Genomic DNA, 11,728 nt, shown 5'->3' with positions numbered 1-11,728 from the left:
AAATTAATACAGGAAAACCTCTTGATATTACAATATCAGGAGGTTTTTTGTTTGGATGAAAAAGGGCCAGTAGATGAACCGAAAAGAAAAAAGGCGCTTGAAATTATTGAGCAGTGGATGAAGGAGGAAGATCATAAAGCAGATAAGGATTTTCATGATAAGCGTAATGCAGATGAGTAAAATGATTCGAACTAAAGAAGAGTTAAAAGAATATAAAACAACTGAATGTTTACCTATAAAGGTAAATGCTCAATCAAAGAAAGGCAAAGTTATCGATTACATCCTGAAAAAAATAATTAAGAAAACCGACTGACAACAGTCGGTTTATTTTTCTTTAAACCGGACATAATACTTTATACGAACACTTGTTCTTATGAGGAGAGATGCCGCTTGCCACTCAATAAAAGTCATGGCTTGATTACAGCACAAGGGATCAAATTCAATGATAAGCATTATTCATGTCCATTGGCTATTAAGGAACAATGGTTTGAGCACGTTCGTACAACAGGGCCTATGGATGTAAAAGTTTATTTTGATTCAATGGACTACACGGAGATAGCTTTGTTAATAAATACATCTTTTGTCTGCTGTAAGGTGATTGAGCATAATAATACTCAGTTTGATCCAGAAGAGTACTATCGAAAGCTTCAACAGCTTCGTCAACACAAAAATCAAAAGAAGTGAAAGGAAAGGAGAAGACCAATGTTCACAGCAATATATCCACGAGTCTCTACAGGTATGCAGGTAGCAGAGGGGTACAGTTTAGAGCACCAAATAGAACTCTGTATGAAAAAAGCAAAAGAGTTAGGCATTAAGAATGAAGCCATTAAGGTTTACCGAGAGGAGGGCTTTAGCGGCGAAGATATTGAGCGGCCGGCAATGAATGAGTTGCGTCAAGCAATCAATGACCACTTAATTGATCGGGTCATCATTACACATCCGGATCGCTTGTCACGGGATTTGACGGACAAATTGTATCTCTGCCGTGAATTTGAGGCTCGAGATGTCCAGCTTATTTTTGTTGATACGGAATATCAGAATACTCCAGAAGGACAGCTATTTTTCAACCTGATGAGTGTCATTGCTCAATACGAACTATCATTAATTAAGAAAAGAACAGTCAGGGGAAGACTTACAGCTGTTGAAAAAGATAAGAAGATCATGCCTATGCGATGCCCCCCTTTTGGCTATGATTGGGTGGAAGGAAGGCTCAATATAAATCAGACAGAAGCAGAGTATGTAAGAAAGGTCTATGACTGGTACTTGAACGATAATATGACGATGCGTGAAATTGGTGAGAAGCTTTTTGCCATTGGAGCTTCGCCAAAACGTTCAACCAGTGGGAACTGGGGGGCAAGTTCAATTGGACGAATGCTTAGTTCTGAAATATACATCGGTCGTTACTATTACAATCGTAGGAAAGTGAAAAAACTCAAAGGGCAACGTACCCAAGCCGGTAAGCCTAAAAAAACATATACAGTTCGCGATCGAAGTGAATGGATCTTAGTTGAGATTGAGCCAATTGTCTCTGAAGAATTATTCGAGCAGGCTAGGCAACAACGTATTAAGAACTACACTCGTTCCGGTAATGTACAATTTGATTACTTATTAAAGTCACTAATCCGCTGTGGTCATTGTGGTCGTAAGTGGGCAGGTACAACGTATACTGGACGTTGCAATAAAGCAACGGGCATAAAGCTAAAGTATAGGTGCTATCGCTGTCCGAACGTTTATCCAAAGGTTTATGGTATTGTACAACCGTGTCCTACGCACAGTATAAGAGCAGAAATACTAGAGGAATTTATTTGGGATATGGTCATGGAGGCTTTATCTAACCCGGAGGATTATATTGAGCGGTTAGGTGGACAAGTTCAAGAGATTGTTGAAGAGTTGCTTATAGGAGCAGGTATCTTTAAGAATCAAATGGATGATAAAAGAAAGGAAATAGAAAAACTGAAAATCATGTTCCGCAGAGATGTAATTACGGAAGATGAGTTCACGAGGGAATCCCATAAATTATTGAAAGAAATCAATGATCTACAGTCGCAGCTGGATTTGTACGAGGGACAAATTAAAGTGCATAGAGAACAACATTTTTCGCGTGGTGAGAATTTGAAAGCTGTTGAACGGATTAATGAATTCATTAACAGCAAGGGAGCCGAGCTAGTATATGAAGAAAAGCGTTTTATTATTGAAACTCTCATTGATGAGATTGTCCTTAAGTCAGAAGGAGAGGTGCTGAATGTCAGTATAATTGGCAGCTTAAGTGGTCTTATCGAAACTCTAGATGTTGGAATGGAAAATGATATTCCATTGGCGTTAACTAAAAAATTACCGTTGGCAAAATAATTTTGGAGGAGAAATAAAATGACTGAATTGAATTTTCAAATTACTGAAGAGATGAACCGACAGATTAAAGCTTGGGATTCGTGTGTCGCAAGGGATGTGGCTGGTGCAAAATTTGCTTATATGTTCATACCAACAGGACTTGGTTTAGTTGTTAAGGTGCAGTGTGATGTTTGCGGACGAGAACTGGATCTTTCTGATTGGTGATCCACATACGTTAGCTTAGGAATCAGTAGTTGTAGTTTATTTATGATTCTGTTTTGACTGTACATGCACTTCTAGGCACTTACCCACATAGAATAAAAGGACCATGAACCCGTAGTTCTCATTGCTGATCGGTTTCATTGTACATGTGCGGGAGGTGTCGCCAAGTTGCCTGGAATCATAAGCACGATTGCGCTGCTGATTAAAGAGTTAACACTGCTGGTGTCGTATGTAAGAAACAATGCTTTTCCACAACCACTCTCCGAGCAGGATGAGAGTAAATACTTAGGAATGATGGCCGAGGGAGACGCTAAAGCACGAAATTTGCTGATTGAACACAACTTGAGACTTGTAGCTCATATAGTAAAAAAATTCGATAATACGGGTGAAGACATGGAGGACCTGATCTCCATTGGTACTATTGGGTTGATTAAAGCTATCGAGAGCTATCGCCCGAATAAGGGTACGAAGCTCGCAACTTTTGCGGCCCGCTGTATTGAAAATGAAATCCTCATGCATTTGAGATCGCTTAAAAAGACCAAAAAAGATGTATCCCTGCATGATCCGATCGGGACGGACAAGGAAGGTAACGAGATTACGCTGATCGACATCCTTGGTTCAGATGCAGATGATATTGTGAAGGAAGTGGATCTAAAGATCGAGAAGAGTAAGATTTATCGTAATTTGGACATCTTGGATGACCGGGAGAAGGAAGTCGTGGTTGGCCGCTTTGGCCTGGACACCGGCGGGGAAGAGCGGACGCAGCGGGAGATTGCAAAGGAGCTAGGAATTAGCCGCAGTTATGTATCGCGGATTGAAAAAAGGGCGCTCATGAAGCTGTATCATGAGTTTTATAAAGCGAAGCGATAACCGATTTACAGAGTAACATTCGTTAATAAAAGGCCCTTTACTTAGCGACTTGTCTACGGACGAGTTGCTTTTGTTTTTTAGAAGTGGGATTTAGAAGTCACAGGCATTGCAATTAGGGGGCTTTATTATGGCAACATACAAAGAAATATTTGATCTTCATGTTCAACTGCTCCATATATACGAAAAGAACGAAATGCATCAGGGAGCAAATCAGAAGCGAATTAATTATTTTAAGAAACAACTTCTTCTTACAGAAGATATAGTTCAGCGAATTTTTGTGTTGAACCAACTCATAAAGATCCATGAGAAGGGAAGAGAGGAAAATGTTAAGTGGTGTGCTGAAGAATATTTCGAATAAGGATTCCAAAAGAGTTGTGTCAATATAGAAGCCGCCGTATCGAGAAGCGGTTGCTTGTTTGGATGTAGATTCTTTCCTGTGAGAGTAACATATACACTGTGACATATCGGTCCACAACCTCAAAAAATTCGATAATACTGGGGAAGATATGGAGGATTTAATATCTATTGGCACTATAGGTCTGATTAAAGCCATAGAAAGCTATCGGCCGAATAAGGGAACTAAGCTGGCTACTTTTGCTGCCCGCTGCATTGAAAACGAAATCCTGATGCATTTGAGATCGCTTAAAAAGACCAAAAAGGATGTATCCCTGCATGATCCGATCGGGACGGACAAGGAAGGCAACGAGATTACGCTGATCGATATCCTCGGCTCTGACGCGGATGATATTGTTAAAGAAGTGGATCTTAAGATTGAGAAGAGTAAGATATATCGTAATCTGGACATCCTCGATGACCGGGAGAAGGAAGTTGTGGTGGGGCGGTTTGGCCTCGACACCGGCGGGGAAGAGCGGACGCAGCGAGAGATTGCGAAGGAGCTGGGGATCTCGCGGAGTTATGTGTCGCGGATTGAGAAACGGGCACTCATGAAGCTGTATCATGAGTTTTATAAGGTGAAGCGGTAGTTCAAAATTACAAAGTAGCATCCGTTAACGAAAGAGCATTTATTAAGCGACTTGTCTACGGACGAGTTGCTTTTATTTTTTGATTTTTTAGAAATAGGATTTAGAAATCGCCGAAATTGAAATTAAGGGGTGTTATGATATATGGCGACATATAAAGAAATATTTGATCTTCATGTTCAACTGCTCCATATATACGAAAAGAACGAAAAGTATCAAGGACCATATCAGAATCAAATAAATTATTATAAGAGACAACTTTTCTTTACAGAAGATATAGTTCAGCGAATTTTTGTATTAAACCAACTTATAAAAATACATGAGAAGGGAAGGGAGCAAATTATTAAGTGGTGCTCTGAAGAATACTTCAAATAAGGTTATCCCAAAAAAAGTATCAGTATAGGGAGCGTACCGAAAAGCGGTTACTTGTTTGTATGTAGACTCTTCACTGCAATAGTAACCTAGAACATATCGGTCCACAATCTCAAAAAATTAGACAGCCTTTTTAAGGGACAACCGTTTATATTCAATCGGGCTTACATAGCCTAGTGTTCCGTGAATCCGCCGCTTGTTAAACCAGTTAACATAATCACTGAATTCAAGCGTGAGATGCTCCAGGCTGTCAAACTTCAACTGGCTGACAAACTCTGTTTTGATAATTTTAAACGTGGCTTCCGCCACGGCATTAACATATGGACAGCCCTTCATGCTTAAAGAGCGGCCAATATGTAAGGTCGCTAAGGTCTCATCAATTAGCTGATTTTTAAACTCGCTGCCACGGTCGGTGTGGAACAGCTGGATGTCCCGCAGGTCACCTTGAATGGAAGAAAGGCCCGTGCGACAAGGCTTGCATCTTTGTTGGATCCTGTGCTGAAGGCAATAATTTCGCGGTTAAAGAGATCGACAAAGATACATACGTAATGCCATTTGTTTTTGACTTTGACGTATGTTAAATCACTGACGACTACTTTTTTCGCCTCTGTCTGTTGAAACTCGCGTTTCAATTCAGCTGGGCTTACCAATAAGCAAACTCTCGTATAAGTTATTGGCGAGACCCGGTGCCTGCTTTCCATCAAAATAAAAAGCTCGTACAACTGGAAAATATGATTTCCAGGCACAGTACGAGCTTTTACATAACTGTTCAATGCGGTTAAATCGTGATAAACCAAACGGTAGTATGGTCACAAGATTGCATAAGAGACCAGTTATTTAAGTACTGAGTTGTCCTAATCGTTTGATTTAAACTTCTCAGCAGGTAATCCGCATAGTCTCCAAATAATATCTGCGAATGTCTCTGTTGTAGGCTGTAACTCTTCTTTGGCTACCTTGTCTAAGGTATCCATATTGTCATACAAATAAATCGGTCCGCTGACTAAACTAATGATAGGAACATCAGAATGATAGAATGAATCAGCATCTGTTGGAACCTCGTCTCCTAAAAGTGTTGCAGGTAGAATCATTGATCTGTCCAATCGATGCCGGACAATTTCTTCTTTTGTAATATCTATTAGAGAATCAGCATCGCTTATAAACACGACTCTCGGTTCAACCTCACCTGTGAACTCTATATTCCCGTTTTCGTCTTCAACGACCTCTTTAGCAATATGCTCAACAGCAACGTCTACCAAAATGTTATCCTGTCCCTGTAAATGATTGGCTATAAATTCATCATGTACTTGATAACCGGTGAAGTGAGTATCCATTGTTGTAAATATAATTGTCTTTTCTCTATCTTCCTGAGGAATTTGCGAATAGAATTTTGCTAGTGCAAGTACGACAGATGTTCCTGAAGCATCCTCTACACCTCCAGGTGTTGATGAATCATGGTGTGAGTGGACAAGTATAGTCTCTTTAGATTTTCCGGGAAGGTACGCTACAACTGCACTTCCTTGAACTGTTTTGCGTTCTCCAACAAGGGTTATTGAAGCGTCAGTGCTTCCTTTGGCGATCATTTCTTTTACTTGTTTCCCGGCGGACTTGCTGATCCATAGTCCTGGTATCTTCATTGGACCATTAAGGTATGAATAATCTTCGTTATTAAATTGATTGCTTTCGATATAGTTTGACAGAATTCCTACAAAACCAACAGCTCCATTATTTAAAGCATTATAATAGTTGTCGGGGTAGGTATTTGCACTGTAAGGATCAATTCTTGATGAAAAAAGGGATAAGGTTTTATTTGGATCGTAGTATAAATGCCCCGCTAATTTTGCAAGTCCTGTAGGGACGCTTCCCATTTCTACATCGGCTACTACAATTTTGCCTTTTACATCTATTTTTTTGAAATCATTTTCTGTTCCTTCCCCAACATACACAATTTCTGAATTAAGCCCGCCGTCAGGAGTAGCAAAAGCGCCCATATTACCAGTATCGAATGAATGGGTCATGAAGTACGAATCAATCGTCTTTCCACTCACTTTCAGACCCCACTCACTTGCTGTCCATAGTATGGTGTCTGCACTTTCAGTATGAACATTCTCTAATTTAAATTCTTCAAACTTGCTCTTTACAAAGTTGACAGCTTCTTCATGTGCTTTTGTGCCAGGCAGACGCACACCCATTTTTGTTAATTTTTCGACCCATGAGAATATTTCATCATTCTCTGGCATGTGATTTGTATACTTAGCGGTTGGAGAATCTTCAAGCTTTAGCTTTGAAAGTGAACTAATTTCCATGGAACTTTTAAGCAACAATCCTCCAATTATTAACGCGAAAATAACAATAATACTGCCTAATACTATTAATGACCAACGAAATAATTTATTGTGCTTCATTTATTTTTTTCCTCCAGATGGAATGATGGGTAAAGTGATCATTGATTGATGCTCAGCATCCCGATAAATGGTTACGGTTGGAACAATATTTGATGAATCTTTCGGATCATTCGAAGAACTTAGAGTGGGAGAAATTTCAAAAGTAGGTGAGTTGGAGGCTGCAATGGAAACACGGATGCTGTGCCCCTTTTTAAACACCCAAGATGTAGGGAATAGATCAATTGTTAACTTAACAATTTTGTTATTGGAAAAAACCGCTTTGTCATACTGTTTCTCCTCATATCCGTGCCAAGGGAGTTCAGGCAAAACATTAATTCCTTCTTTTCCGCCATTAATCATATTGTCGTTATTAAATAGTTTGGAGAAACCTGCACGAAGGACACCTTCTGTTACCAGTACGGCTTCGCCCGTTTCATCAATATCCTCTAAATAGATGTAAAAATCTCCATCAGGAGCTGTAGAAGAGACTGATAAATTTGCAATAGGGTATCCCGTAACCTCTGTATCTTCAGTTACCGGAGCGGTTGTATACAATTGTGCCAGCTTATCCATTTCAGTTCTAATGGGCATTTCATCAGGAGCAGTCATGACCCAACGTGATACGTTGCTATCTGAATCCTGACTAGGCCAACTGGAATCATGTTCAAAATTGACTAAGTACTTATCGGAGCCCGCAGCACCCTTGGAAGGAGACAGTGTAGAATTCTCTCCAAAGTAATAATCGGTGAGCACCTCTCTGGCAAGTGGAAATTCATTTTCAAATCGCCAGCCATCACCATTCATATTGTAAATGTAAATTGGGGGCTCTGTATCAATTCCATTCTGTATGCCTTTCAAATATCTATCAAAGAACCTCAGCATCTCTGTTGCATATAAAGCGATAGATCTGTCTTCATCCTCGCCGAGGTACTTCCAGAATGGTGAATACGTTTCATGATAGCCCACATCAATAATCATCTTGGAAGGGTTTGTATCCTTAAGGGTGCTATAGAGCTCGTTCGTTCCCCGTACAAAAGGATCCATCCAACTGCCATGGTTATATATAGCAACATCACTTTTCATGATAGCTGCTACAGAATTAGCTGGCCCCACATCATACGCAGTTAGCTCTTTTTCACCTTCACCATAATCATGTTTTGAATCAATAAATTGTGTTTGAGGACCGACATTGTTATAAGGAATATTCTGTTTGTGTTCATATGTAGCTAAATAGTAGATATGATCCCGGACTTCACCGTCAGCATATTGTGGAGGATCATTTGGGTCTTCGGGAAATTTGTAGTCATCAAGAAATGAGCCGTTCCCGTTTAAATCCCTCGGGATTTCATCATCGTATTCACCATCGCCATCTTCATCAATAACGGGTGTAGTGGGGTACACGTATTTATCTGGCAAATAATTATTAAGTTCAAAATAAGTTTGTGTATCCTGTCTTGAATATTGTTGTAAGAAAACACCACCAGGTCGGATTTCTCCTGTGTAGCCGTCAAGAGGAACAACTTCCGGGAAGATGGCTTTTAATGCTGCTGGCTTTTCACCTGCAGTCACAAGCTGTGAATAACCTAGATAAGAGCCGCCGAACATACCTACGTTTCCATTTGACCATGATTGATCAGCAATCCAATCTATTAATTCAGCCCCATCTGTAGCTATTTCAGGCATGAAATCTCTTTTAACACCAAAAGATGCGCCTGTACCCCTAATATCAGCACAGATATAAACATATCCATTCGCAATGAATTTTTGAATCATTTCCTTATTGGAGCCATAGACCGTATCTTTTGAATTGGCTCTATCCAGTACAGGCCCCCATGTACCTAGTGAATATTTCATTCCAATCTTTTCGAACAACGTCATCTTTGGAAGGATAAAAGATCTTCCATAAGGAGTGTATTGAAGTATGACGGGAAATGAATCCTGCTTAGGTCCGTCAGCAGGCAGATAAATATCTACAGCTATTTTTACTCCATCTGACATTTCAACATACTCAGATTTTTTGGTGTAATTGTCATACACTTCTTCAGTGTAACCTGAGTATACAAACGGTTTGCTAATTTTCTCTTTACTCTGTTCAGCGCTCTTTGTGCAACCAGCCAAAACTAAGCTGAAGGTGATAATTAGAATCATTGGCGTACGTTTTAACTTTGATTTTTTTTTGATAATCATTTTACTCCTCCATTACAAAAAGATGAATTGGGGTAACCAGACTTATGTTCCTTGCTTATTTTAGATAGTATTCATAAACTATCTGAGGAGTTTTCATAAACAACTTCTAAACAATTAAAGATAACGTTCTATCAAATTTGTTTAGAAATAATTTATAATTTGCATTCTTATAATTTATAGTTAACAGATATAATGAACCCAAATCTAATAAAGACAGGACGAATGGTAGTGAAGATTGGAAATAGGATTTTTATGCTTAATACATCAATTGTATTACTTTCTCTACTTACCTTACTGGGGGTAGTGGGGGGGATGATAAGCACTCTGGAAAGCAAGTATGATGCTGTTTATAACAGTATTCGAGTGGAGCCTAACATTTTCAACATCAAATCAATTATAGAAGATTTTCAATACAATGAATCCTCTTGGAAAGAGTTAGGCAAAGAGCTAAATCCGTATAATTATCAGCTATATGTGGAAGGTAATGTCGGAGAGCGATTCTCTAATTTGCGGTATGGACAAACGGCCATAATAGAATATGTGGAATCCACTGAAACCATTACAGAGGAAGTTGGTATTTTCTATTGGGAAAATACGACTGCTGTTTCCAAAATTATAACAACTAATGGAGAACAGCAGGTCCTTTGGGCTATCAATGGGAATTGCAATTATAGTTGGTTTGGAGCAAGTCCAAATAAATTTGGGGATTTTCTTGTAACCTACATTATTGTTGGGATTACCGTCATTCTGATTCTATTACTAATTAGCCTGTTGTTCACCAAGCGGCTTGTAAAAAGAATAATGTTACCGATAAATAAGCTCATTGAGAGTGCCAAAAGAATTGAAGAAGGAAATCTGTCTACTCATATCGTTTATAAAGGCGAAGATGAGTTTGAAACGCTATGTACAGTATTTAATCAGATGCAAGATCATCTGATCAAGGAGCAGTCTAAGAATGCGAGCTATGAGAAAGCGAGGACTGATATGATCTCAGGTATTTCGCATGATCTCCGGACCCCTCTTACTTCTGTAAAGGGCTATATCAAAGGTATCTTAGACGGGATAGCTAATACACCGAATAAGCAAATACAATATCTATCTATTGCATATAAAAAGGCTTGTGACATGGATGTTTTATTACAGCAGCTGTTCTATTATTCAAAACTTGAAACAAGTAATCTTCCCTTGTATCTTGTAAAAGTGGATTTTACGACATTTATAACAACATTTATTTCTGATATGCAGGCAGATTTAAAACAAAAAAATGTTAAGGTTTTCTTTGAAAAATCAGAAGGGCCTCACAACATTAAAATGGATACCGAACAAATGAACCGGGTATTTATAAATCTTTTGGATAATTCGATGAAATATGCAAACACAGAGGACTTAGTCATTAAAATTTCTGTAGAATCCCGTGAAGGTATGGAGTGCATTCGGTTTTCTGACAATGGAGGTGGAGTTGACCCCATAAAATTACCCTATCTATTTGAGCAATTTTATCGCTGTGATGAAGCAAGAAGTAGCAGTGATTCTAAAGGTAGTGGTTTGGGATTGTATATTGTTAAACATATTGTAGAAGCTCATGGTGGGACAGTTGAAGCAAAGAATAATCATGGGCTAACCATAATTATTACCTTAAAGTGAGTGGAAGGGGCCAGAAAATGCACAGGATATTGATTGCCGAAGATAATGCTGAAATAGCTATGCTTGAAAGAGACTATTTGGAGATTAATGGATATGAAACGCAAATCATTGAGAATGGAAATGAAGTCATACAAGCCGTATTAACAGGTGACTATAGCCTTTTAATTCTTGATTTGATGCTTCCAGGATGTAACGGGTATGATATTTGCCGCGTGATTCGAGACCAGATAAATATTCCAATTCTTATGGTTACAGCAAAATCAGAATCTATAGATAAAATTCGCGGATTGGGTCTAGGGGCAGACGATTACATTGCAAAGCCATTTGATCCAGCTGAACTGGTTGCAAGAGTTAAATCTCATTTGAAAAGATATGAGCGTTTGGTTGGTTCAATATCAATGAATCAAAATGCTTTAGACGAAAAATCAATTGTCGTTGGGAACCTTAAAATCATGTCTCGAAGCTGGAAAGCCTATCGTGATGGACAAGAAATTAAATTTGCAAATAGAGAATTTGAACTTTTGAATTTTCTCGCTATGAATCCAAATATTTTATTTTCTAAGGAGCAATTATTCGAAAAAATTTGGGGGTTTGATTATATTGGTGACACTGCTACTGTAACAGTTCATATTAATCGGATTAGAGAAAAAATCGAAGATAATCCCTCCAAACCTAGAATTATCGAAACAGTTTGGGGAGCCGGCTACCGATTAAATATGTAGTGGTTCGGACCTGAATGACTTA

The 11,728-nt window shown here is 38.9% G+C and carries 12 protein-coding genes and 1 pseudogene; 10 read left to right on the top strand and 3 right to left on the bottom strand.

The window, feature by feature from the left end:
* Positions 1-51 precede the first annotated feature (51 nt).
* The 8 genes from L6H70_RS28700 to sigK (L6H70_RS15530) all read left to right on the top strand — a co-directional run bounded on the left by L6H70_RS28700 (position 52) and on the right by sigK (L6H70_RS15530) (position 4,403).
* A complete protein-coding gene (locus L6H70_RS28700) occupies positions 52-180 on the top strand; it encodes a hypothetical protein (RefSeq protein ID WP_279306760.1) in 129 nt (42 codons plus the stop codon).
* Positions 173-313, top strand: a complete 141-nt coding sequence (locus tag L6H70_RS15560) for a hypothetical protein (RefSeq protein ID WP_236334633.1) — start codon at positions 173-175, stop codon at positions 311-313. Before L6H70_RS28700 ends, L6H70_RS15560 begins: the two co-directional genes overlap by 8 nt.
* 77 nt (positions 314-390) lie before the next feature.
* Entirely contained in the window at positions 391-684 is a 294-nt protein-coding gene (locus L6H70_RS15555) for a hypothetical protein (protein WP_236334631.1), read from the top strand.
* An 18-nt stretch (positions 685-702) separates the two neighbouring features.
* On the top strand, positions 703-2,349 hold the full coding sequence (locus L6H70_RS15550) for a recombinase family protein (RefSeq protein ID WP_236334630.1): 1,647 nt from the start codon (positions 703-705) through the stop codon (positions 2,347-2,349).
* An 18-nt stretch (positions 2,350-2,367) separates the two neighbouring features.
* Entirely contained in the window at positions 2,368-2,553 is a 186-nt protein-coding gene (locus L6H70_RS15545; protein ID WP_236334628.1) for a hypothetical protein, read from the top strand.
* Positions 2,554-2,718: 165 nt separating this feature from the next.
* Positions 2,719-3,420, top strand: coding sequence for an RNA polymerase sporulation sigma factor SigK (sigK, locus tag L6H70_RS15540; RefSeq protein ID WP_054939435.1), 702 nt, complete (start codon positions 2,719-2,721; stop codon positions 3,418-3,420).
* Positions 3,421-3,547: 127 nt separating this feature from the next.
* Entirely contained in the window at positions 3,548-3,778 is a 231-nt protein-coding gene (locus tag L6H70_RS15535) for a hypothetical protein (RefSeq protein WP_236334626.1), read from the top strand.
* A gap of 91 nt (positions 3,779-3,869) precedes the next feature.
* Positions 3,870-4,403, top strand: a complete 534-nt coding sequence (sigK, locus tag L6H70_RS15530) for an RNA polymerase sporulation sigma factor SigK (protein ID WP_236334742.1) — start codon at positions 3,870-3,872, stop codon at positions 4,401-4,403.
* Between the two features lie 489 nt (positions 4,404-4,892).
* On the opposite strand, the pseudogene L6H70_RS15525 reads toward sigK (L6H70_RS15530), so the two are convergent.
* From L6H70_RS15525 to L6H70_RS15515, 3 genes and pseudogenes are all read right to left on the bottom strand, one after another.
* Positions 4,893-5,404, bottom strand: a pseudogene (locus tag L6H70_RS15525) (IS3 family transposase); the annotation flags it as partial.
* Positions 5,405-5,626: 222 nt separating this feature from the next.
* Positions 5,627-7,174: a M28 family peptidase gene (locus L6H70_RS15520; protein WP_236334624.1), complete on the bottom strand. Its 1,548-nt coding sequence runs from the start codon at positions 7,172-7,174 to the stop codon at positions 5,627-5,629.
* Positions 7,175-9,340 carry a CocE/NonD family hydrolase gene (locus L6H70_RS15515; protein ID WP_236334621.1) on the bottom strand — a complete coding sequence of 722 codons (2,166 nt, stop codon included), beginning with the start codon at positions 9,338-9,340 and terminating at the stop codon, positions 7,175-7,177.
* 228 nt (positions 9,341-9,568) lie between these two features.
* Between L6H70_RS15515 and L6H70_RS15510 the strand changes: the two genes are divergently transcribed.
* Together L6H70_RS15510 and L6H70_RS15505 are read left to right on the top strand one after the other, a co-directional pair.
* A complete protein-coding gene (locus L6H70_RS15510) occupies positions 9,569-10,984 on the top strand; it encodes a HAMP domain-containing sensor histidine kinase (protein ID WP_236334619.1) in 1,416 nt (471 codons plus the stop codon).
* A gap of 17 nt (positions 10,985-11,001) precedes the next feature.
* Positions 11,002-11,706 (top strand): response regulator transcription factor, encoded by a 705-nt coding sequence (locus tag L6H70_RS15505; protein WP_236334617.1) that lies wholly within the window; start codon positions 11,002-11,004, stop codon positions 11,704-11,706.
* Positions 11,707-11,728: the final 22 nt, after the last annotated feature.

This window comes from Paenibacillus auburnensis (assembly GCF_927798115.1).
In the GTDB taxonomy this organism is placed as follows: Bacteria; Bacillota; Bacilli; order Paenibacillales; family Paenibacillaceae; genus Paenibacillus_AQ; species Paenibacillus_AQ auburnensis.
This window is presented reverse-complemented; position numbering and strand designations above follow the sequence as displayed.

What these genes read in the sequence shown, in the direction of transcription:
- L6H70_RS15515 (WP_236334621.1), bottom strand. Translation starts at nt 9,340, where the DNA reads ATGATTATCAAAAAAAAATCAAAGTTAAAACGTACGCCAATGATTCTA.
- L6H70_RS15520 (WP_236334624.1), bottom strand. Translation starts at nt 7,174, where the DNA reads ATGAAGCACAATAAATTATTTCGTTGGTCATTAATAGTATTAGGCAGT.
- L6H70_RS15550 (WP_236334630.1), top strand. Translation starts at nt 703, where the DNA reads ATGTTCACAGCAATATATCCACGAGTCTCTACAGGTATGCAGGTAGCA.
- L6H70_RS15560 (WP_236334633.1), top strand. Translation starts at nt 173, where the DNA reads ATGAGTAAAATGATTCGAACTAAAGAAGAGTTAAAAGAATATAAAACA.
- L6H70_RS15545 (WP_236334628.1), top strand. Translation starts at nt 2,368, where the DNA reads ATGACTGAATTGAATTTTCAAATTACTGAAGAGATGAACCGACAGATT.
- L6H70_RS15535 (WP_236334626.1), top strand. Translation starts at nt 3,548, where the DNA reads ATGGCAACATACAAAGAAATATTTGATCTTCATGTTCAACTGCTCCAT.
- L6H70_RS15505 (WP_236334617.1), top strand. Translation starts at nt 11,002, where the DNA reads ATGCACAGGATATTGATTGCCGAAGATAATGCTGAAATAGCTATGCTT.